Genomic DNA, 22,817 nt, shown 5'->3' on the forward strand with positions numbered 1-22,817 from the left:
AACATTTTCTTGACAGGGTCAGGATAAACCATAATAACTATACCGTACAGTTCAATATATCAGAAGATTAGCCGGAGAATATTTATGGTTTGCCTCACAAAACAGCTGTCCCGTACGCTTATCCTGACCGTCGTCATTGCCGCCGCGGGATGTTCGTCCACGTCACCGGTAAAATATTCCGGCATACAGGCCACATCACGCATGACGCCTAACACGGCTGATGACAGCGACCGGATCCCCTTCCGCTATGCCACCCCGGTTGACTGGAGCAAATATCGCAGCATCACCATCGATCCTGTTGAAATCTATGGCGGCAGCGACGCACAGTTTAATGACCTGTCTGAGCAAGACCGGCGCAATCTGGCAGACTACATGCAGAAGAAGTTTGCTGACGTGCTGCGGGAGAAATTTACTGTTAACACCAGCGGCGGGAATGCCCCTTCTCTCCGGCTTAAGCTGACGCTGACCGGTGCGGACACGACGCCGCAGGTAGTGGGGACCTTTACGAAGTTCGACCTGGCAGGCGGTCCTTATAATATCGTTCAGTCCATACGCGGCGGGCGCGGACTGATGAGCGGTTACGTAAACTATGCAGTGGAAGTGAAAGATGCTGCGACCGGTGAACTCCTGCTGGCCTACGTGGCGGAGCAGTACCCTAATGCGATGAACGTAGGTGCAACGTTTGGCTCAATGAGTGCGGCAGAAACAGGTGTGGACAAAGGCGCAGAGCAGTTACTGGAAAAACTGCGCAAGGACAGACGATAACCAGAACGTGACAGTTTGGGGGCATGGGCTTTGTCAGTGTAGCTATCGCTGCACTGGCAGGAGATAGTTTCAGGCATCGTTAATAAAAGCTATTCTCGCGCTGAAAAGGGCTGTGTTATGAATTTCCAATGTACGCTTTTCGCTCATAGCGGACACTGAACAATTACCGGGTCACCAGTAACGGGGCTTATCAGCAGGCTTCTTCTTAGTGGGGACGCGATCTGGAAACTGATGCGCCTGTAGCTCAGCTATTTTTACGTTCTTTCTAACCCAGTGTGCGTAATTTTTGAGGGAGCCAGGAACTTCACGATCTATTCCTTCCCGATGGGGAAGAATGATGCCTACTGTGATTTCGGGGAAGTCTTCCTTTATCGCTTTTAGCGCTGGCGTCATATCAGTATCGGCAGACACCAGAACTATCTGTTGTATACGTTCATCAGCCTGCAGTTTCTGCTGTTGTGAAAGGAGCCTGTACATACCTATGGCTAAGCTTACATCGGTCTGTTTCTCTTCCAGATCCCATATATCCACCTTATCCTGCCTTGAAGCCGGCGTGTGTTTATCTATGTAGCGGGGAGCTGTGCCATGCTCTAACCGGTGTTTACCCAGTGTCACTGTTACGCTTTTCGCAATAAGGGCGCGAATATAGGTATCCTGAGCTTCTTTAGATTGGATTCCCAATGTTGCAAGGCTTGGTAATACCGGAGACGTGAAGTAATTTACCTGGATAGTCTCAGAAGCAGGATTCTGTATTTTCGTTATGTGGGTTAGCAGGGCTGGCAGGTCGAGCCACTTATAATGTGTACCGGCCAGCAGGCCGTAAAAGAGGTTGTATCCGTCTATAAAAAAAGCTGTGCGCACGTTTGCTTCCCTTCAGATACGAAAAAACCGGCTCGCTGGCCGGTTTTTTCACCCCAACTGCCAGTGAACTTAATCGCTGCGTTCGGGGTTGAGTTGTATGAAAAATAGTATTATACATTGACGAGTACGTCAACCCAATTCGGTATCACGAAGCCATAACTCAGCCGACAGGCAAAGCTTTAGCGCCTTTTCACTTTCACTGGATCGCTTTATCAGCTAATCATCATCGTTTTCCATCAGAGTGACCATTGCTCCGCGGTGAGCTTCAACCATACGAATGTAGCGCATGACAGTCTGGGTCTGCGTCCACGTACCTTCCTGCATGATCTGCGCAATGGATATTCCTTTTCTGGCCATATCCTGTGCGGCGCCGACGCGGGCGCTGTGGCCGCTCCAGCTTGCATAGCGCCCTTTGTTGGTTTCAAGAGGCTTCGTCTCACCCGCAGCCTGACGGGCACGACGATAAATCGCTTCCAGGCAGGGTGCGCTCATGGGAACTTTTGACACCCTGGCGATACGATTAGATCGATGAACAGGACAGAAGATAACAGCATCAGGTTCGCCGGCGAGACCCGCCGCGGTTATCCATTCGCTCAGCCTGTGGGATGACTTCGCACTGAGGGCCTTAACGATGCCTCCTGACTGCAGGATGGTTTTGGTCCAGCCAACGTCCAGAATGATACGCCCGTCTGCTGCACGGGAGATATCCCTGATCCGCAGACGGGAAAGCTCGCTCATACGGAGAAGCGTGCCATAAGCAACGTGCATAAACGCGAGGTCGCGCAGCTGCTGCAGACGGGATGAATGAGCCCATTCAGCATCCAGACGGTTCAGGTCCGGCCGGCAGAATGGCGCCGCCTGCCCTGTGCGCTCACCAGACATGACTGCTGTGCGGTTTATCATTTTCCTGGCACGCACGACGTCCGTTGAAACCGTTGGCGGCACCAGTCCCGCGTTACGGTGTAACAGCGATATCAGCGCCGCGTGCACCGAAATGGTGGAGGTCGAACGGCCGATGGCCTGCAGGTGAAACAGGTAGTCCTGCATATCATCCGGGGTCATTGGCAGAAAGGACCGAAGATTCTCCTGTGACCAGCGCCAGCAGATCCGCATCACGCTCAGCAGCTGACGCCACGTGTTGGCCGAAAAAGCCTCCCGATGGCGAACGAACGCGGCCAGTTTCGCGGTGAGATCATCACCAGCGCTGCTGCCGAGAGCTACACCGGTAAAATCGGAGAGATCGTTCATGTTTGCTCCGTTTACACCTGTTGACTGGAAGGCAGCGCTACGCGAATTCTGAGAAAGAAGCAGGGGCAATGCCCGTCAGATTTTACGTAGCGCTGCCGGATTTGTAACCACCCTCGCCAGGGTGATGTTCTGCAGCACACCGTCCGGAACATCGTCGTTTCGTAGAACTGCACGTAAAGCTCAGGATCCGGCCCGGATCTGCATGATACAGGCTTTCTGAGACCCTGTCTGTCCTTATATAAGGATAATTATATAAGGTTAAAAGATCATAAAGTTGAACAATGATTCCGATAAGAGCAGGTGAATAAAAAAAATGAGTTATAGGTTTTTTTAATTATTTACCAAAACCCAAGGGTTAATGAGGAAAACAGCCCATACATTAACTATGAACAACTTAAAATTATGAAAAAAAACGCTCCCTTGCAATAAGAACCTATTTTAAGTAGTGAAAATAGTTAAATAAGCTAAAAATAGAAAAACAGTAGATTTTTAGTCCAAAAAACTCTTTATCATGTAAAAAAAGTGCAAAATTGAATAAAAAGTAGCATTAAAAATACTTATCTTTTATGCATAATCATCGCATTTCAAGCTTCGAAATTTGAACTGTTGATCATAAAATCATACGAACTAGAAGGAAAGTTAGATCTCATGAAAATAGCTCCAAAAAACGCATTTTTAAGTGCAATGATTGACGTTATTGAAAAAAAAACACCACTTACTTTTCTTTTTGGCTCAGCTTTTACCTCTCCCGACATTAATGGTGGAATCGGCGTTCCGAATGTTGATGGGATTTTAGATTTAATTAAGAATAAAATGGAGGAACAAAGGCTTTTAGACGAGTATTTAAATGAGATTGGTGATTGTGAAGGAGCAACCCGCTATCATAACTCATTCGAGTTTATTTACACGTGGAAAAGCCCTAGCTTTGCAAACTCTATCATAGAAGAAGCCATTGAAATTGGATGTAATGCTAAAAACGATGAGGAAATGGATTATCCACCGTCTTTAGATCAATTTTCCGAGTTTGTTAAGAATAATAATGTATCTTCAATCTTAACCACAAACTTTGATCCATTAATTGAAATAGCGCTAAGTACAAATGGTGTTCAATATTCAGCCTATACACTAGATACTGATGGGTCTATTCCACAAAAAGTCATGAGCCGTAAATTAACTGAAATTTATCACATACATGGTTTTTGGAAAGGTGATGTTACTTTGCATACAGAAATGCAACTTAAAATGCCCAGAGAATCACTTCAAGAATCACTTGAACAGATAATAAAAAATTCAACATTAGTGATTATGGGGTACGGTGGATGGGATGATATTTTTTTAAAATCCTTAAAAGCTGTTGCAGCTAAAAAAAATTCAAAGATAGACATTTTATGGTGCTTTTACAGTGATAGTGATGATGATATTTCAGAAAATAACTCAACTTTGTTTGATTCAATAACGCCTGCTATTTTAGGATATAAATTCAGACCGTACAAAGGTATTAACTGTAAAACTATATTTTCTGAATTGAAAAGTTACATTGAGTCCAGAACAAAATTTCCCACAAAAATAAATACAGAAATAATTAAATCAGTTAATGATTCAATTAGTGGCCTGAATGAAAAAAAATCAATTACAGCTAACAGCGATATAAGAAATGAAATTCTAATTGAAACATTTATTGACATTAAAATTACTCACAGACATATTAGACTGAACGAACAACAAAAATCACAGAGCATTTTAAATTCCAATAAGGTTCTAGCGATTGTTGATAAGCTAGGTTCAGGAAAATTAGGTTTCCTTTCCTCTGTCATACATTCAAATAATAATCTATATAAAAGCACTGTTTATAAAATCGACGCAAGCGGCATTAACAATATTGAAAATCTACATGAGATATTTAAAAAACAAATAGGTGCATACCCCGCACCATTTTTATCCTCGTTTTTATCAGAGCCCACCTGTATTTTGTTAATAGATAACATATCTAACCTTGATGATATTAATTGGAGGAAATCGTTACTTGAAACAATCAATACTTTCCAGGAAAGTAAATCAAATATTAAAGTGATACTATGTGGTGATAATACATTAAGTAAACTCCCTTATGAAACTATATCACTTTACCCCTTAGATCATCCGGATTTCTATACCTACTTAACACAGCACGAGAATTTTAGAACAGATTTTTTAGAAGCCAATAATTATAACCAGCTGTTAAAAATGTCACAATCATTACCTGATAAAATTGATAGTATATTAGAAGAATTGATACTAATGACTCCTCAAGATTACAAAGATATAATCTTCGACAAAACAAACAGTTATAAAATATTGAGTGATGATTATCAGGATGAATCTATTCCAAAAAGAATGCGTGATTTTATAATAGAGCTATCATTATCTGAAAATAAAGAAAACAAAGATTGCTTTATTATTTTGATGATTCTTTCATTGATGGAATCTGGAGAAAGCTTCAAAAACATCACAAAATACTTTTCACGTTATAATTTGAAGCAAAAGTCTTTTCATAGGTTAAGAAGTTTAGGGTTAATAGATGTAAGGAATAGATCTATATTAATTAATAAAAAAATACCGGCCCGTACTAGTTTGTTACTTTTTGTAGATCCAATAATTTCAGTCTATGTCAGAAAAATCATGAATCAAGATCATGCGTTTGAACTATCAAAATTAGGTCTGGAATTATTATTAGGACCTGAGTGGATGTCCGGGAAAATTAAAATAAACGCGACTGTAACTGATTTTTTAAGCGAAAATTATGAGTGTGGCATGGGTAATGTTCATTCTTTGATAATGACTTTTATAAATATTGCAATACACAGAAACCTCAAAAGGGAAATAAAATCCGTGTACTATGCTGCATTATCATATATTGATTATTTGTATGATTTAGGCCGATTTGATGAAGTGTGTTCTTCTGCGAGTGAGTTCCTCGCAGCATGTGATGGAATCGAATCAATTGTTGATGTTTATAAAATAAAAATAAGGATGGGAGAAGGGTTGAGAATGATCGGCATGCATTCTGAATCAAATCTAATTTTGAATGAATTGTTAATTTCATATCCAAAAATGAGCAATACTGAAAGGACCGGTGTGCTTATTGATTTAGCATATATTGCTGCTCACAAAGAAGATAGTGACACTTTAAAAGTAGTAACAAAAGAGATAAAGAGATTAAATCCTAGTAAAATGTCATCATCTTGGATAACCGCTCATAGCATGCAATTGAGGTATATAGATGCGGGTAATAAACTACTTGAAATGGCTGCTCTTGAAAAAAGATCCAGAAAGTTGGGATATGAGCTTACAGCAAACAATATAGCTCTTGAAAGAGCAAACTTAATTAAATCATCCCAACACCGTGAGGAGCTTTATGATTCAATAATAAATTCAAGTAAAGATATATATACGAAAATCAGGGCGTCAGTAAGAAAAGCAAGAAGCCTGATAAATAACAATGAGGTTTATAGATTAAGTGTTGCTGATCAAGAATTTTTGCGCAATGCATATATCTATAGTTATTCTCAACGCCTTAAAACATTAATAGATCAATGCCACGACATCTTATGGGTAATCTATAGTGAAAATAATGACATTTCTTCATTACTAAATCTTTATCGGCATAGTGCGATAAATTGGAGTTTAAATGGAAACGAAATAATGAGAGAAAAATATACATCTGAATTGAGAAAGCTTGAGCATTGCTTTGCTTCTACAGAACTTAGTGACATATTTAATTCAGCCATTAGAATTAAGTAATAGTGTGAGGAAGGGCCATCCTTCCCTCACATTTATTTTTTTATCCGACATTTGGGATGTTTATTTCGATTAGCATCATAACAATATTAACTCAATTTTTATTAGACATTTAACAATCATAATAGATTAAAGAGTTTATTATAATTTTCTCTCATTCAAACAGCAACTAGTACTGGGAAGGAGATTAAAATAATGCAAGAGGATGATTTAGCATAACAAGTATTATGCGCATTTACACAAGAATGTTCGCGCTTGACGTCACACGCCAGCTCGGCGTGCGGTTCTCGATGGATGCGGGTGAATTCTCGCGGCTTCTCCTGCCTGCGGTTCGCAATCTTGGTTAATCGCCGCCGACGCGTCCCCCGTAACGCCGTATGGACACTACGCGGCCTCTGTCCCGTACAAAAGAAAAATCGTTACATCAGGCTGAAGTACTTTCCGCAGACTGAACGCTTCATGGGGCCGGCATGCCTGCCTGCCCTTTTTGTTAAGTCAGAAAGGAAGTAACGATGAACCATACTACGCTCCGAACGGCTATTCTGGCACGCTGCCGAGATGAGTTTGCAACGCGATACGCCAAAAAATCTGTTCCATAAGCTGGTTTCCGGACGCGCGGCCACCCAATGACGTCATGCGGTACTTGAGGCAATGCGGCGCCACGACATCATCTCCTGTCCCCGCGGGAGCAGCCAGGTCATGGATGGCTTTTTGCTTAACGTACAGGGGGGCCGGCCACTATGAGTGATGATACCACGTCTGGGTAAACGGTGAGTTCAGGCTGCCGGTCATTGATTAGTACTGACGGGGAGAATGCTACCTGACCAGCCTCACGTACATCACCACAATAACTCTTTCGACAGCGCGGCACATCATGGCGCGGCCGCACAGAAGACGCGTCGGAAGACACGGCTGCCGGCAGGATATTCTGGCGACCAGTATGGGAAACAGGTCATGTTTCAGTGAGGGTGTTATGGGAAATACATCAAGTTGCCGGCGCTCAACAGTGGCCTAAAACCCCGCCCGGTAAGTATGTGGGAAAGACATCATGTTTGTTCCGGGGCGTGCTGTGTGGACAGCTGACTGTGGGAAATACATCAACTTTACCGCGCTGCAGGTGCGAAGACGCGGATTCACGCTTTTAAAGGGTAGCCGGTATGGGAAACAGGTCAGATTTGTGCATGCGTCCGCGGGAAATACCGTCAGGAGTCAGCAATCTGTGGGAAAAAGGTCACGTTTGCTGGGGAAACATCAGGCCTGCATGGGAAACACATCAAGTTCAAAGCAGAGCCACTGTGGGAAACACATCAACTTCAGAACCCTATGGGAAAAAGGTCAACTTTTGCGATGCCACACCCGTCAGCTGATGGCCAGCGGCTTATCCATTACGCTGAACAGCAGCCGGCCGTCGTCCTGAGTGCGATAGCTAACCCGTAAAGGCGTTTTTTCGTTGATTTTCTTGATAGCTGGCTCGAGGAAAGTTCGCTTCATCTCCGCTTTATTCGACCGCTGCGAGTCCGGGAGCATAAAACGTTCACAGAGCCACTCGTGATCCGTTACCCATGTGCCGGTGCTGCGGAACTGGCACAGGCTCTCATAAAGGCGGATGACCTTCACACTGTTGAGCTGGCCACAATCATAAAGGGAATACGTGGTGAACTGAGAGGACAAACCCACCAGGAAAGGCATCACCTTGTAGTTGAACTCGATCTGCCATGAGCCCCTGCCACGCTTCATTCCCGCCTCTGAAAGCCACGGACGCGTAACCTGCTCAAACTCCCCGTCCCTTGGATAAAACGTCACGGTGGACTCACCCAGCGCCTTCACGCCGGCCTTCACATCCCGGCTGGCCACCGCGGTAGCCACGTTAAAATATCTGACATAGTCGGAGACGCTTACGCTGAATAGGGGCAATACATCAGACTCAAGGTCTTCGGAGGCCTCGCTGAAATAGGCCTGCATCAGGCACAGCCACAGTACGCGCTTTGCCTGAAGAGGAAGGTAATAGGCTGCTTCTGTAAGTTCATTAGATTGCTTGATGCTTACCTTTTTTTTAAAACTTTTCAGCGAGATAGTGCTCATTCAAAGCCTTTGTGGGTAAAAAAATAATTACCCATATTCGCATCAAGAGAGAAAATTGCAACTTCTGATCTAGCACTTATCAACATGTGCATAAACAAATTTTCAACTTGATGTGTTTCCCACTGTTTGTTGATGCGTTTCCCATCTGAATATGCTTCAAATCCCACGGAAAGTTGCGCAGCCCCCCATACGGAGTTGTGCAGGATCCCATTACGGATCCGGTCCAGGCCACGAACAGCATGGCCTGGCAAGACGCTAAAAAGCCTAAAAAACATAAAATACTAAAAAGTCCTTTAAAACTTAGTCCTGTGGACAGTGTGCATAACCCCTTCCTGCGAGCAAGAGCCGGGCGTAAGCAGAAAATACAGATGCGGATAACGTTTCGCTTCCTCGGTCATTCGCGAGCGGGCTCGGTCATGACCTGCGGCGAGCGCTAATGGATACGCAGTAAATCAATGCATCGCCAAAGTATATGGGTTCCGGATTTGTTATGTCTTTCACCAATCTCCTCTGGTTATCGTGGTTCCGAAAAAAGGCAAAGCTGGAAATAACCGTTTTAATCAGCAGTACGTCATAAGCACATGGAAGGGGCAAACGGTTTGCTTTAATATATTGAATATACTGAAGGAAATTCACGAGCAGGATTTGAATATTTTATGGACATAAAAGTCAAGGAGTATTCAGCAGATACGAATCCTTTCCGCTATCTGGTTGAGGTGGATAAAGGAAATAGCCTTCGGGCTGACTATATCGTTGAATTTAAGGGAGGTACTGATTTGGTTCCCTATCTTGACTGCTATTACACTGAGGCTGAGCTCAGTGAAAACACCTTAATGGTGGACTTTTTCGATCTACAGACTCTTTATGATATCAGCGGCGTTCAGAAGTTTGAGCAGCTCACCGATATGCATTATACCACCGATGAACTTGAAAATTTTTTCATAGAGGGTATCGCGGTGGCTATTTTTGATGTGGTTGAGCGTACAGGTGCAACCATCGTCTTTGCCGCGCCTTTTAAAGATTCGCTCGCACGTTATTACCATCGGTTATTGAAGAAATATGCACCTGATGTAAACTATGTTTACCGGGAAGATATCCGTGAGGAGGTTAACTTTTATGTACTCGAAACTGACAAAAGATAAAGTGATGCGTCAGAGTCCGCGTCCCCTTTCGGCTCAGGAAATCTCACGCAATCAGTCCATTCATGAAGCTTTGAAGGCTGAGTTGACAGCTGAACTGAAGCAAAAAGGTACGCTTGGTCGTGAAGGACGTCTGATCTCAACGTCTTCGCCGCGATTGAAAGCGCGGTTAGTTCGTACCTAAAGGCTAATATGTTCTTCTCTGAGCCCGGCGACAGACCGGGCTCAGCTCAAAGAATTCTGCGGCCCGCCCTAAAGTTTCTCTTACGCGCCATTCATCCACGACTTTTAATGGGCTAAAATCCTATTTAATCAGGCGTTTAATGCCTGATGTGCGTAGCAGGAACCATGATGGATGGTGTGTAATTTCTCTGTGATTGCAGTATGCTCCTAGCGTCGCCTGCAGCGGCTGGCAGCCCCCGAAGAAAGTATGGAAAAGGCTGGTGCCCCCACGTATCCGAAAACGGCCAGTACAGTGAGCAGGGCCTTGTCCTGCAAACTCTGCCGTTTCCAGTCGCTAAGCTTCCTTTTCAGGTCCTAAAAACCTTCATCAGCGATGCGTTCCCGGAATCGCAGCTGTAACTGACGAATTTTTTCATGATCGGACGCCTGCTCCATTTCAAGAGCACAGTCGCGCAGCGAGCGCCTGAAGGCCGTTACGCTTGGCTCGTAATCAGTCCGGATTCGAAATATCTCCTCAAGTGACAATTCTTGAAGAAACGGCACTTCAACCTCAAGCATTCTGCGCGAAAGACGACCTGATGCGTCCAGCTTCTGCAGTATTTTCCCCTGCAGCGGACAGCGTGTTACCAGGGAAGAACCTGTCTGCGATGACTCATTCAGGTCGGCCAGAAGCCCTCAATAATGAAAGTAGATGCTGCGATTAGTTGCACCCTGAACCCAGCGGTTGTAGCTACTCCGATTTTCTGGTCTGCCCCTAGTGATTTCCACTGCCAGGGTGCCGTCCTGGTTTTTCTGACTGGCCGGAGATTCTGGAACATGTGGCCGTTTGTATAGGGGCTGAGGCAGTCCCGTAATTCCAGCCTAATTTCCCCTGGCAGTTTTTTTCTGACACGTAACGGATATGATCTACATTACTTACGCGCTCAATTCCCCGTATTCTCAGACTGCGTTCATACAACTGCGCGATAGCCTGCGGCATCACACTCTGCAGGAAATGACGATCGCTGTTATCCTCGAGCAACTGGGCTTTACGCTGCTGTTCCAGCCGGGTAGAGACAGAAGGTGAGAAGGCAATAACACCGGCCTAGATAAGCGCAAAATGTCTCCTGACGAAGCGCATAAACTGCGCCACGCCATTTTTGACATCTTTTAGCCTGTCCATGTCACGATTCTGTACCAGCAGATCAACCGCTGCCGCCATTTCAGAGCTTTTAAGCCGTAATGCCACCTCTCCAAGAGCATCAGTCAGAAAGATCTGTTCGGCTGAGAGCAATCCCGGACGATAAAGCGTAAGCTGATCGTGGCGGGCGATCCACAGCCTGAGTAGCGAATCTTGAAGAGCATGCCATTCTCCCTTCATGGCCCTGACCGCCTGTAAATAGCTCTGCAAAGCAGCGGCTAGCGCCCCTTCACTTATCGCCTCATAATTTGTAGAAAGAAGTTTCTCATCCCAAAGAAAGCTGTCGGTTAGAGCAGGCAGATTATTGTACATATTTGTCTCCTTACAGATTCCCATAAAGGGCCCATAACTTAGCCAGTACCGTAGCCATTTCAGGTTCCTTTACCGCATTCAGAAAACTCGCCTCCAGCGCCAGATACTCTTCCTATTCAACAAAGAAGTGCACGCCGACCAGCCTCCCCCGGTCGCTCCATCCCTTTGTCACGTTCAGCCACGACCGGAATAAAAGCAGAATATCGATGCATTGCGTGATTGCTGCCGAGTTTAACGGGCATAGGTATGAAGTCAAAAGTCTGGCAAAACCTCTGATCACGATAAGCCATATGGGCAACGTATTGTATATTGTTGAAAACAAGGTTAATATTTATTCGCTACTATCCCGGGAACCCTTTATCCCTGCACGACAGTCATGCTCGTACGAGGTGTACGGGGCTGGCCGGTAGTAAACCGGCGCCATAAAGGAGTCCGGTATGAAACAGAAAACTGTTCTGGTACGTCAGTATCAGCGTTTTCGTTTAGGCCGCTGGGAAGACGTGTGCATGCACACGCGTTCCCTGCCTAACCGTTAACGTCATCTTCCCGGCGGTGGTAGCACCTTAATTCTCATTCATCATCATATGGTAGTGTTCGCTGTCACCGGTGCGCTCAAACATCTCAATGTATAGCGCCGCTGGCGTCTCTTCCTGAAGGCGTATGTTACGGCTGTCTGCATGAGAATGTCGGTTAATAAAACGGTAAAATGCGTTAAAGCGAGGCTCACTATATTCGTGAGCCAGTGTGGCCAGCACGCTGTAAAGTCTGTCGCTTTTGCCTGAAAAGCTAAAATAGTGCTCAAGGATTTGACGCATAATGTTGGGGATAATCACACCCGATGGCCCGTCATCCTGGGCTTTGCGCAGTACGTACCAGAGCGCCTGGTAGTCATTCATTAACTCTTTTTCAGTCACCGGGCTGATGCTGCTGTAACGCTGCTTTGCCAGTCGGTACAGGCGCCAGTTTGACGGAACCTTTCCGGCTGGCCGGCCCCCTGAAGACATCACCATCTCTTGGAAGAAGAACAGGCTGTGCGTTAGTACTAGCACCTTACCAGCCAGCCGCGGCCGAATAAGAGAGTGCTGAATCAAGGCTGCCACCTCAAAAACATAATTCTGAGATAGGCTGGAAATCGGATCGTCAATAACGATCAGGCATGGCCGACTGTCATGCTGGTCCCGGCTGCTACGTCCTTTGCAAGTTTCAATAAAGTAGAGAAAGGCAATAAGCGTTTTTTCTCCTTCACTTAAGCTGTGAAAAATGGGCCGATCAGCCGGTTCGCCTTGACGGCTGAGCCGGTAAGCTTCAATGCCCTCCTCGCAGCGGACAATCCGGAAACTTTCTATGCCCAGCGACGTCAGAGCATCGTTGATGCTTTGCACTGTACTGTCAATGTTGACCGTACTGGCATACCTGAGCTTAAGCATCTCCTCAACGCGCCAGACCTCCGCCTCCAGCGCTGCTCTGTCTGCCTCAAGACTGCATGCTGATCCGTATAGCTCTTTCAACTGTAAGTCTTGGTTAGCAATGGCTTCTGACGACATGGCTCGTATGTGCGCAAAAACGCGACCGGTAAGAGCCGTACGTTCATTTAAGTAGTTTTCGGCCAGCCGGTTATTCTCGGCTACGCGCCGGTTCAGATCAGAAAGAGCCTGTTGGAGTCTTTCACACTCATCGTCTGTGCGGCGAAGACGCACTCTCTGTGAAGGAGCGCTGAGCTTCCGGGCGATGGCGTTTTCATTCAATTCACAGCGATGCTGTAGCTCGGAAAGCAGGGCGTAAGCAGGATCATTTTCGTCTGCTAGGCTGCATATATTCAGTGCTGTACGCAGCCTGCTGAGTTCAGCACACCAGCTGGCTTGGCGACGCTGAAGTTCACGAAGGACGCTGATGGCATTTTCCCAAGCACGGTCAAACAGTGCAGTGATCTCACGTCGCAGATGGTCACCATCAACAGCGGACTGACAAAAAGGGCATAAGTTACCATTCAGCCATTCCTTACCTTGGGCAATCCAGTCCCCGTTGCCTAACTGGCGCACTGCTGCCGTTAGTACTCCATCGCCAGCTGGAATCAGCGGCTCAGAAAGTAAGCTGAGATCTTCTTCCGAAATACTAAAAGGAGCAACATAATCCAACGGTTCTATCCGGTTACCTTGACTTGCTTGAAGCTGCCTGAGTGATTCACAAAGAGATTCAGTGCTGGACACAGCTTCTACATCAGAAGAGAGGATGCGCTGGTAAAGTGTATCGGTACGCTTTGCACCGTTCATTAGCCCACCGGCTGCAGAGTTCCGGATTTCAGCCGAACTGCTGAAAATTCGCTCCGCACAGCGCTGACGCACCGTCTGGGCCATGGCCTCATTATCTTTATGCTTGTCCTGTATTGACTGCAGGGCCTGTTGCAGTTCGCTGGCTCTTGCTTCTAGCTTGCTGATTTCAGACGCAATATTTGCATTTTCCTCGCTGAGCGTAAAAATGCCAGGCTGGACCTCTTGAGAATGAAAAAGATCGTCGACAAACTGATGATTGAATACCAGCTGACGCATATTCAGCGAAGGATTCAGGCCACACTGTTGAAATTCTGCATCTTCCTGACGATAAAAAAAGCCGGATATTGTCGACTTACCTGCTCCGTTCTGGCCGTAAATGAGGGTAACATAGCTGCTCAGATCGATTTGAACCGCATCGAATGGCGGATAACTCCGAACGCCGCGTAGGGAGAGTATGCTCATCGTTTCGTCCCTGATTGATTGAATAGATATTCATCATATTCTCATTGCGTCATCCTTTAAAGTCTGTTTCTCCTTTTCGCATAAGCCAATACACTTCTGCAGCGCTTCCTACAGCCAATGTGCCTTTTAATCAGTTTTACTGATGTTAGTTAACGCGCATCATGATGTTTTTTGACTAATTTCGAAATTTAATCCATTTGTTAATTTTCTAGGATCCGGAAAAAGGCAGACCCGGAAGCGCTCCGGGTCGGCAGGATACTTTGATATTTAGCCAGGGGTTATTGAATCAGGATGGAATTGTCAGTGCCGATAGCGAGTACCGTCTGGCCCTCCTTTACAATCCGGATGAACTCATTTTTCTCGAGGACTTTAATTAATCTGCTGATACCTTTACCGCCACGTGTAACCTTTATCTGCGCTTTGATTTTTTCGGGGGCAATATAGCTGTTCAGCCCGTCCACTGAACACAGAGCATAGAATCTCAGATTGGCTGAGTGGCTGAGAAAATTCGTCTTACGGTCAGGGCTCATCCAACCGATCATATTCAGAATGTCATCATAGTGTTTTCTCAGCAGGCTACAGCTGGCCTGAGCGCCATAAACCGGGTTTCCGTAGTCCGGCAGTCCTGTTGCCGGGTCATCATAATGAAACTTCCATATGGCCTCGTGATGTGACAGACGGTTGCGTAAATCCTTCATTCTCATGAACTCATTGCAAATTTCTTCCCGCGTGAAATGTGCCGGGGCATGAGGGAAAACCGTACCGGTCAGGTGAGGTCAGAGTAAAGTCTTATGTCCACCTTTGGGATTTTCATAGTAATGAGTGAGTAGCTGCGTCCAGAACCCCAGGGTCAGCCCTGATATGACCCGGTTTGGCGTGATCGGTTTTTTCATTCTAACGATTTCTTTAATCGCGTTATCAACAAGACTTTCCGACTGGAGCTTGTTTCGCAGCACCCGCTTGCCATATTTATCCAACAGGAAGCCTTGCTGGTCAGTTACCTGGCCCGGTTTTGCTGCAGTGATCTGAATATATCGTTTATTTTTTTTCGGCCAAGTCCGGTCTCCCATGTAGCGGGGCAGATCGAAAATCCAGTTATGATCGGTAAGCCACAGCCCGGCAGCAGCCGGGGGCGGGTTTGATTGTATGGCCTGGAGTGACCCCGTTCCCGTAGACATTCGCTGTCCTCACGACGAGGCCTTTTCAAAGGCCTCAGGACTGACGCCTCCCAGGTGGCTGTGGCGTCGGGTCCGGTTGTAGAACACTTCGATATAATCAAAGATATCAGCCCGGGCCATGTCCCGGGTTCTATATATACGCTTTCTGATGCGCTCTTTTTTAAGCGAGCTGAAGAAGGGTTCTGCCACGGCATTATCCCTGCGGTTGCCGCGCCGGCTCATGCTGGGTGACGGGTTATTAGCCTGACAGAACCGTCGCCACTCATCGCTGCCATACTGGCCGCCCTGGTCGCCGTGCTCGATAACGGTTTCCTCAGGTCTTCGTCTCCAGACGGCCATCAGGAGAGCATCCAGCGCCAGTTCGCGCGACAGCGTTGGTTTCATTGACCAGCACGCCACATTAGGGGCAAACAGGTCTGTCACCACGGCCGGATACAGCCAGACCTGCCAGGTGCGTATGTAGGTAATCTCCGTTACCCAGATCTGGTTCGGTTTAACTACTGTAAACTCCCGCTGTACCCGGTTAGGAGCGATTACTGACGGACGTCCCCGTGTTGCTCGCGGGATTTTATAATCCATGCACGGCATTTTTCGGTTCTGCCGCATAATTTTCGCTACCCTGTTTTTACTGCATATATATCCGACTTCTCGCAGGTAACTGTGGACCCGCTGGTATCCATAAACGCCGCCACTCAGGGTACATGAGTCGCGGATAAGCGTCAGCAACCGCTGATTATCCTGCTCTCCAGCTGATATCGGGCAGTGGAGCCAGACGTAAAAACCGGAACGGGCAACCTTCAGAACCCGACACATCAGTGTAATCGACCAGACCTGACGGTGATCGTTAATGAAGCGGTACTTTAGTCGGGCTCCCTTGCAAAGTACCGCGCCGCCTTTTTCAGGATATCCCGATCCTCCTCAGTTCGCCTGCGCTGCGCTTTCAGTCGGAGGATTTCCGTCCGGTCATCCAGCAGATCCTGCGCCGGGTGCCCGCTGGCAGCAGGTTTTATGGCGCGGCCCCATTTGTAGAGTCTGTGTTGCGAGACGGCAGGACGTTCAGAAACGTCGGCGACGGAATAGCCCCGCTCGGTGATCTGGCGGACAGCTTCTTCTTTAGACTCAGAGGTAAATCGTGGTGTGCCCATAGACTCCTCCCTGTATCTCTAAAGCGGATTACTATTAACGAGCTTGGATTTAGCCTGTATAGTCCGATTCCTCCCGGGGTTATTCAAGCCCGCAGTATGGCGACTGACACACAGGCTGAACCGTCCATCTGAAGCCCGAACCAGTGCCGTAAAAGGCGTAGGAGCGGCGACTGTGGCTGTGCTACTTGCAGAAGCTCCAGGGCTTGGATCTCTGTAACGTCGTGAATTCAGTGCGATAATTGGGGTTGCGCCAGTCAATCGTGATTCTGGGACAATGCGAGGTGGACGCACAGTATTTGGGGACGAGCTTCAGTCCGTACGGCCCTGTATATGTCAGCGCTGGCAGGAACCCGGCACAATCCTGTAATTAAAGAATTTTACGAGCGGCTGGTTACTGCCGGAAAGCCTAAAAGGGTCGCATTAACTGCCTGTATCAGAAAAATCCTGACCATTCTGAATGCAATGCTAAAGAAGAATGAAGCATGGGATCCTTCGTATCATCGCCATGCTTCGTAATAAGCGGCTTAAGACAGTTGCTTGTATCTAACATTACGTGGTGATTAGCTACCATCACACGAAGCAGAGGGAGCCAGTCCCCTCCCTGAGGACGATATCTGCTCCTGTCTGGTAGCTTACGGCCCTCTGTTTCACCTTTCACGCTCGCACATTTTGTTGAACGGCACCGGTCTTACTCGCGACGTCGCTAATGGTCCGGTAGTCCACGCTGTAAGCAGACGCCGGGCAGGACGCGGCGCACAACAGGACCGCCGTCTGAATTTTAATCAGTAGCTTCATGATTTACCTGCGGATCAGGTAATGTCTGGATGGGAAAGAGTGAGAGACCCCTATGCGGCCGTGTGCAGGGATGTATCAGCGGCCGCAGGGGGGGAGGCGGCGTCGATCAGGATAAGGTTCAGGTATTTTGTTAGTACACCTGCCGCAGCACGAAGCATGCAGAGCAAAAGTATGCCTGCCACGATGACAATCGCCATTGTAAACGTGAGGCAGAAAAGCACAACCGCGGTGATAAACTTCTATTCACTCAGAGAAGCTGTTCCGTTTAATATCTTATCCCACAGAACTTTGGCCTGTGACCATGCCATATAAACAAAGTACGCGCCCACGCCCACCAGGGCGATAAAGCTCATTGTTTTAGCATGGGAAGGGTTCCTGAATGCGCCCGGTCGTCGCCGGCTAATGGAAACAGCCCGAGAGAACGTCGTCAGAAGGATTTATTTCACGTAATGCCACACGTGCTTCGGCACGCGGTCAAACAGTTTCCCCGCGGCAAGCTCTGCCTTACGGTGATCATAGGCTTGCGTCATCGCAGACTCTTCTTTGCGGTCGCCGGTATAGCTCAGATGCTCATAAACCTTCTCAAGTGTTTCCAGATTCTGGTAACGCCGGAATTTAAGCAGCCATTCGGTTCGGGTCATCGTGCACTCACAGATCAGAAGTAAATGGGAAAACGTGATAGTGACGTAAAATGGAAATACGTAACAGACTGAATATGCCAAATTTAAGTGACTTTTTTGCCTGAGGATTGCGGCATTCGGTAACAAGTTTTTCCAGGGTATCCTGTTTAAACATCAGTTGCCCAACTTCCTTCAGAGCCACCGGCAGCCTGAGGCCGCAAAGTCGCTTTCTGCCACAGCACCAGCGGGGATACGCAAAGGCATCAAGTGGTATCAAAGGCCCACCGGACGCCTCGGGTGGGGTGCCAACTCAAGCTTCCGTGCGTGCTAGCGTTCGGCGCATACATCATCGCCGCCAACGCGCTCGTGCCGGGAGGCGTGCTCGCCCTTGGTGTGTACGGCGTTTAGCAGCTCGCCCGGTCTTACTCTCAGTAGGATGGCGAACTCATCAAGACGGATATACATAATTATCCCCCTCTTGGGTATGATTTCAGACATGCAGCAGAGGCCCAACCATCCAGAAAACGGCTGCCAGCTCCAGCGTGAACCCCGTAGCAAAGAGTAGATACTGCTACTCCAGTGAGTGAACCATCAACGTTGCTCCCAAATCAGACTGAGCTTCTTTCTGCTCCTGAAGCAACAATTCAATGGCGGACTCCAGCAGAGAGATGACCTGATCTGAGGCGCCCTGGACCCGCAGGATGTGGCGCGCCGTGCGCTGTCCAGCTGATTTGAAAAAGTCTCATTACGCTCACCCAGTTACACCGAGTCTAGCAGGGTAATTGACTGAATAATAAGATGTTCGCGTGTTTTAATTCTCATGTGCATTAGCTCCCAAAAACATGCCGTCACTCAGCACCTGGCGACATCAGCGCTTCTCCTGCAGAACATCCTGAAAACAGCCCTTTTCTGACGCCGACACCCGTCTTTCAGTCACCTTCCACATGCGATAGCTCACTTTGATCGCGAGTACGAAGCCGGTATACGTCACTACCTGTCATAAAGGTCAACGCGATCACAACACGGAAAAACCCTATTCTGCAAACCCTGGTCGGACCGGCAGAAGAACATGTAAGCTTGGCGGGTATTCCAACCGAAGCCAGTACTTATATGGAATGCGAAGACGCCCTACCGGGGCTGGTTCAAAATGTTTATGCCCACAGTTTCTCGCCGTATTGCAGGTAATGAAACGCAATTCCGGGGATGATGGTATGACATGCCAGGTGGCACTGATTGCGCTGTCGGTATACCGCGAACTGAAGAACGTAATTTTAGCCGATGAGGATGTCGATCTCTTTGATACAGATGACGTGCTGTGGGCAATGCAGACACGTTATGTTGGCGATTTGGATACGTTTTTTGTTCCGGGTATAGCCGGCCATGTGCTGGCCCCGTCGCAGCAGCCCTTTTACGACACGCGTCTTACGGCTAAAGGCACAACAAGTAAAACTATCTTTGACTGTACGGTTACTTTTCACCTGAAAGAACATTTTGTACGGGTGCAGTTCCAGGAGGTTGAGCCCAGCCTGTGGGCGCCAGAGCTCTTTCATACTGCCGGCAGCTTGCGCTTTCCCCAGTAGATTACCTGTTCTCAGATATTGAACAATCTCCGACTTATTCCAGTTACCAATGCCCGATTTTTTGTCCGACGTTATATTTGGCGCAAACCACGCACCAACTTGTCCACCACTCAAGAACTTGCTGTTTTCCTCTTCCATTAACGGCCCACGTGGCGTATGGCAAGTGTAGCCACTGCGAGCTTCCGATGGGGCTCATGGCTGACAACACACTCAAACTTAAGTCGGGGTTACTCATGTATCGGAATAAAAGAATAAAATTAAGCGTTATGTTCACTACGGCGTTTGTTGCTGTCATTTTAACGGGTGTTTTTGTGACAGCATTTGCCGGGTTCAAACTCAATACGGCAAGCGATCAGCAGGAACTGACGAGCGCGCGGCTGGCCGATCTCCAGGCCCTTCAGTCGATAAAAGACAATCTAACGCAACAAACGGTCCTTTTACTGTCAGTGCCCTCAGGCCCACAGACGCAGGCAGAGGCAACATTAAAAACGCAGTTTTTTGCACTGCAGGCCACTAGTGATGATACCACTGCATATTTTCGCGGGCTTATCAACGACGCTAAAAGTATTCCGGGTATTAATCTCGCTGAAGTTGAAGAGGCCTCCACGCACTTGAAAAAAATTGAGGTGGCGTCGGGCCCGCTTAATCGGGCATCGCAGCATCTGTTTGTGCCCAGCGCTATTCCCTTGCAGGATAAGCTGCGTGGCGAAGTGCTCCCTGTGCTTTCTCAGTACCGCGAAGCCGTAAATGAGATGGTTGATTATCAGGCCAGGGTAACAAGAAAAACGGCGCAGACGCTGAGCCAGGCGCTCTCCGGTGTCTATATGACCCTCGCGGCAATGACCACTCTGTTTGTAATTATGGGTTTTGTAATAAGCGGGTTAATTACCCGCTGGATCAAGGTTCAGCTGGGTGGGGAGCCTTTTCACGCACAGGACCTGGCCACGGCGATTGCTGCCGGCGACCTGACGACTACCGTAAAGCTCCGTCGGGGGGATGCTGCCAGCCTGATGGCCTCGCTGAGTGTCATGCAAAATAACCTGCGTGATCTGGTGTCGAAAATTAAAGACTCCTCCACCTCGGTGGCGCTTGCCGCCGACGAAATTTCGCAGGGTAACATTGAGCTTTCCTCGCGCACGGAGCAGCAGGCCGCCGCACTGCAGGAAACCGCAGCCAGCATGGAGCAGCTGACCGCCACGGTGAAAAGTAATAGTGAGGGTGCACAGCAGACTGCAGGTTCAGCGCGCGAAACAGCTCATCTAGTCCGTTCAGGTGAAGCAGACGTGCAGCGCATGTCGGACACCATGAGTGCAATTTCAGTGAGTGCTGCGAAGGTAAACGACATTACGTCAATAATTGAAAGCATCGCTTTCCAGACTAACATTCTTGCTCTCAACGCCGCGGTGGAAGCCGCCCGGGCCGGTGAGCAGGGCCGGGGCTTTGCCGTAGTGGCCGGCGAGGTCAGAACACTTGCGCAGCGCAGCGCCAGCGCTGCGTATGATATCAAGCAGCTGATGGCTGAAGCAGTAAGTGTTGTTGATAACGGAGTGGTTGCCGCAGCTGCTGCCGGAAAGAGCATCCTGAAAATCGTCGGTAGAGTGGGTGAGCTGGCCGAAACCATGGATAATATTTCATTGGCTTCATCAGAGCAGATGCAGGGCATTTCTCAGGTGAGTGTTGCAATCAGCCAGATAGACGGGGTAACACAGAATAACGCCGCACTGGTTGAAGAGTCTTCGTCAGCCTCGCATTCGCTGTCGGAGCAGGTGCACGCGCTGCGCGGGATTGTTGAGTCCTTCCGTGTCTGATTCATGTCCGGAAGACGGCGGACGTCCTGCTCCCGGAATCACTGCCGCCGTTCTTCCCGCAATGAGGCGGGATATACACTTGTCCATTATCCTGTTCGGCGAACTGCTGCAGCGCCGCGTGTAACAATAACTGATCACTGTGAGTGTGAAATACGTATGGATAAGAGTACCGGCGCATTACAGAAATCAGGGCGCAGACGGATGAACTGCTCACGTAACCCGGCCAAGGTGAAAACCGGCCACTTGTACAGTAATGTTCCTGAAGATACGCGGAGACCTCTGAGTCACTTAACCTTGGGATAACGAGCAGCTGGCTGTACCTGGAGTGTGAAGGATGAAAACGCGGACGGCCATTAATTATGGCTCTGGAGGTCACATTTTCTGTCAGGATGGATAATAAATAAATTCATTGCCGTTAATTATGTTTCATACTTGTTTCTTGTAATACTCTACCATATTCATTCCTTCATCTGCTTTTCAACAATGACCGGGACAGCCGGGGGAATGTGCTAAACAGTGATAACTTAGATATATTATTGATTGGCAATAAGTTTTATGTGTCGACAGCAGAAAGCTCGTTTCGGTATTATAAATATCCTCAATACGCCGAATTCTCCCCAAAATTCTGTCGAAATTCTCCAGTGAGTCAGAGCGCAGTTCTACCAGTAAATCCCACTTACCATTTTACTGTGCAGGGCGTAAACCGCAGGATCGCAACGTAATTCCTGCACAATGGCCATCGCCTTTGTTTCTTCAACCGCCACGTTCATCCATGCGCGAATACGATTAGGTTCCACTCCCGGTCTGACCTTAATTGTGTATCCCGTAATGATCCCCTGCTGTTCAAGCGCCTCCATGCGTTTTTGGACCGTTGCCCGCGATACTTTCATTCTGTTGGTTAATTCTGTCACGGACAAACGCGCATCATCACGCAGCAGCACGATTAATTGTTGATCTGTCCGATTCATATCAAAATGCGGTGGGCGGTGACTGCCTAGGAAAAACCGACGTGCCGACCAGTAACGCGCTCAGCACCAGTAGCTGACGCTGGGTATGTTTCACATCGGTCCCCCATGTAATGCGTATCTTCTTCACTCAGTTGCAGCAGGTTGAAACGCCACGCACATATCTGGATAGCAACCAATGCCGGTAAAATCAGCAACGCGCACACCGCCAAGCTCGACCACTGTGCCGAGCTGAAGCTGCCCATACCCCACAATGCCAGCTGGCGCAGTTATTGATCATTATAATCTACGCCCCCCTACCGCCGCTCCTCACAACGCATTGATGGGGATGCCCACCAACAGCAAACGCGACAGATTGCCCAGTGCCAGGCGGCTGAAGCTGAAGATCAGCAATGCCACAACCATTCTGCCGACAAAGGCCTCCAGCATCGGTAACTAGAGGACGAG

19 protein-coding genes and 2 pseudogenes are annotated in these 22,817 nt (G+C 47.8%); 7 read left to right on the forward strand and 14 right to left on the reverse strand.

Annotated features, from left to right (window positions below):
• The first annotated feature begins 84 nt into the window (after positions 1 to 84).
• A complete protein-coding gene (locus AFL22_RS06785) occupies positions 85 to 765 on the forward strand; it encodes a DUF3313 domain-containing protein (RefSeq protein WP_052271048.1) in 681 nt (226 codons plus the stop codon).
• Between the two features lie 171 nt (positions 766 to 936).
• On the opposite strand, the gene AFL22_RS06790 is transcribed toward AFL22_RS06785, so the two are convergent.
• On the reverse strand, positions 937 to 1,626 hold the full coding sequence (locus AFL22_RS06790; RefSeq protein WP_052271049.1) for an NYN domain-containing protein: 690 nt from the start codon (positions 1,624 to 1,626) through the stop codon (positions 937 to 939).
• Between the two features lie 216 nt (positions 1,627 to 1,842).
• Positions 1,843 to 2,874, reverse strand: coding sequence for a tyrosine-type recombinase/integrase (locus AFL22_RS06795; RefSeq protein ID WP_052271050.1), 1,032 nt, complete (start codon positions 2,872 to 2,874; stop codon positions 1,843 to 1,845).
• 648 nt (positions 2,875 to 3,522) lie between these two features.
• Between AFL22_RS06795 and AFL22_RS06800 the strand changes: the two genes are divergently transcribed.
• Positions 3,523 to 6,654 carry an SIR2 family protein gene (locus AFL22_RS06800; protein ID WP_052271051.1) on the forward strand — a complete coding sequence of 1,044 codons (3,132 nt, stop codon included), beginning with the start codon at positions 3,523 to 3,525 and terminating at the stop codon, positions 6,652 to 6,654.
• A 1,356-nt stretch (positions 6,655 to 8,010) separates the two neighbouring features.
• On the opposite strand, the gene AFL22_RS06805 is transcribed toward AFL22_RS06800, so the two are convergent.
• Positions 8,011 to 8,733 carry a replication initiation protein gene (locus AFL22_RS06805; RefSeq protein ID WP_052271053.1) on the reverse strand — a complete coding sequence of 241 codons (723 nt, stop codon included), beginning with the start codon at positions 8,731 to 8,733 and terminating at the stop codon, positions 8,011 to 8,013.
• Positions 8,734 to 9,389: 656 nt separating this feature from the next.
• Here AFL22_RS06805 and AFL22_RS06815 point away from each other — a divergent pair.
• Together AFL22_RS06815 and AFL22_RS06820 are read left to right on the forward strand one after the other, a co-directional pair.
• Positions 9,390 to 9,875: a hypothetical protein gene (locus AFL22_RS06815; protein WP_052271057.1), complete on the forward strand. Its 486-nt coding sequence runs from the start codon at positions 9,390 to 9,392 to the stop codon at positions 9,873 to 9,875.
• Positions 9,850 to 10,056: a hypothetical protein gene (locus AFL22_RS06820; protein ID WP_052271058.1), complete on the forward strand. Its 207-nt coding sequence runs from the start codon at positions 9,850 to 9,852 to the stop codon at positions 10,054 to 10,056. The genes AFL22_RS06815 and AFL22_RS06820 overlap by 26 nt, the downstream gene beginning before the upstream one ends.
• A gap of 353 nt (positions 10,057 to 10,409) precedes the next feature.
• Here the strand turns inward: AFL22_RS06820 and AFL22_RS24420 are convergent, their stop codons facing one another.
• The 6 genes from AFL22_RS24420 to AFL22_RS06845 form a co-directional block, all read right to left on the reverse strand.
• Positions 10,410 to 10,613: a hypothetical protein gene (locus AFL22_RS24420; RefSeq protein WP_241773167.1), complete on the reverse strand. Its 204-nt coding sequence runs from the start codon at positions 10,611 to 10,613 to the stop codon at positions 10,410 to 10,412.
• Between the two features lie 526 nt (positions 10,614 to 11,139).
• Entirely contained in the window at positions 11,140 to 11,547 is a 408-nt protein-coding gene (locus AFL22_RS24425) for a hypothetical protein (RefSeq protein ID WP_241773168.1), read from the reverse strand.
• A 563-nt stretch (positions 11,548 to 12,110) separates the two neighbouring features.
• Complete coding sequence (locus tag AFL22_RS06830; protein WP_052271059.1) at positions 12,111 to 14,279, reverse strand: AAA family ATPase; 2,169 nt, start codon at positions 14,277 to 14,279, stop codon at positions 12,111 to 12,113.
• A gap of 278 nt (positions 14,280 to 14,557) precedes the next feature.
• Positions 14,558 to 14,977 carry a hypothetical protein gene (locus AFL22_RS24430; protein WP_241773169.1) on the reverse strand — a complete coding sequence of 140 codons (420 nt, stop codon included), beginning with the start codon at positions 14,975 to 14,977 and terminating at the stop codon, positions 14,558 to 14,560.
• A 78-nt stretch (positions 14,978 to 15,055) separates the two neighbouring features.
• Complete coding sequence (locus tag AFL22_RS06840; protein ID WP_052271060.1) at positions 15,056 to 15,457, reverse strand: hypothetical protein; 402 nt, start codon at positions 15,455 to 15,457, stop codon at positions 15,056 to 15,058.
• A gap of 9 nt (positions 15,458 to 15,466) precedes the next feature.
• A protein-coding gene (locus AFL22_RS06845) for an IS3 family transposase (RefSeq protein WP_206742587.1) occupies positions 15,467 to 16,602 on the reverse strand; the annotation gives its coding sequence in 2 pieces (ribosomal slippage) (positions 15,467 to 16,347 and positions 16,347 to 16,602; 1,137 coding nt in all).
• Between the two features lie 142 nt (positions 16,603 to 16,744).
• Here AFL22_RS06845 and AFL22_RS23200 point away from each other — a divergent pair.
• Positions 16,745 to 17,118 (forward strand): annotated as a pseudogene (locus tag AFL22_RS23200) (transposase); the annotation flags it as partial.
• Positions 17,119 to 17,834: 716 nt separating this feature from the next.
• Here the strand turns inward: AFL22_RS23200 and AFL22_RS06855 are convergent.
• The gene (locus AFL22_RS06855; protein ID WP_052271066.1) at positions 17,835 to 18,038 is read right to left on the reverse strand and encodes an Hha/YmoA family nucleoid-associated regulatory protein; all 204 of its coding nucleotides are present in this window, start codon (positions 18,036 to 18,038) and stop codon (positions 17,835 to 17,837) included.
• A 1,190-nt stretch (positions 18,039 to 19,228) separates the two neighbouring features.
• Between AFL22_RS06855 and AFL22_RS06860 the strand changes: the two genes are divergently transcribed.
• A complete protein-coding gene (locus AFL22_RS06860; RefSeq protein WP_346459551.1) occupies positions 19,229 to 19,597 on the forward strand; it encodes a hypothetical protein in 369 nt (122 codons plus the stop codon).
• Here the strand turns inward: AFL22_RS06860 and AFL22_RS24435 are convergent.
• Positions 19,559 to 19,762: pseudogene (locus tag AFL22_RS24435) on the reverse strand (cytochrome c); the annotation flags it as partial. The gene AFL22_RS06860 and the pseudogene AFL22_RS24435 overlap by 39 nt on opposite strands.
• A 68-nt stretch (positions 19,763 to 19,830) precedes the next feature.
• On the opposite strand from AFL22_RS24435, the gene AFL22_RS06865 reads away from it, so the two are divergent.
• Positions 19,831 to 21,405: a methyl-accepting chemotaxis protein gene (locus AFL22_RS06865; RefSeq protein ID WP_052271070.1), complete on the forward strand. Its 1,575-nt coding sequence runs from the start codon at positions 19,831 to 19,833 to the stop codon at positions 21,403 to 21,405.
• 477 nt (positions 21,406 to 21,882) lie between these two features.
• On the opposite strand, the gene AFL22_RS24440 is transcribed toward AFL22_RS06865, so the two are convergent.
• The 3 genes from AFL22_RS24440 to AFL22_RS24450 are packed head-to-tail and all read right to left on the reverse strand — an operon-like array spanning position 21,883 to position 22,615.
• Positions 21,883 to 22,071 carry a hypothetical protein gene (locus AFL22_RS24440; protein WP_346459552.1) on the reverse strand — a complete coding sequence of 63 codons (189 nt, stop codon included), beginning with the start codon at positions 22,069 to 22,071 and terminating at the stop codon, positions 21,883 to 21,885.
• On the reverse strand, positions 22,065 to 22,373 hold the full coding sequence (locus tag AFL22_RS24445; RefSeq protein ID WP_072123818.1) for a winged helix-turn-helix transcriptional regulator: 309 nt from the start codon (positions 22,371 to 22,373) through the stop codon (positions 22,065 to 22,067). Before AFL22_RS24445 ends, AFL22_RS24440 begins: the two co-directional genes overlap by 7 nt.
• A 26-nt stretch (positions 22,374 to 22,399) precedes the next feature.
• Positions 22,400 to 22,615 carry an iron chelate uptake ABC transporter family permease subunit gene (locus AFL22_RS24450; protein ID WP_072123820.1) on the reverse strand — a complete coding sequence of 72 codons (216 nt, stop codon included), beginning with the start codon at positions 22,613 to 22,615 and terminating at the stop codon, positions 22,400 to 22,402.
• Positions 22,616 to 22,817 lie beyond the last annotated feature (202 nt).

It is taken from the genome of Pantoea sp. CFSAN033090, assembly GCF_001264395.1.
Classification (GTDB): Bacteria; Pseudomonadota; Gammaproteobacteria; order Enterobacterales; family Enterobacteriaceae; genus Pantoea; species Pantoea agglomerans.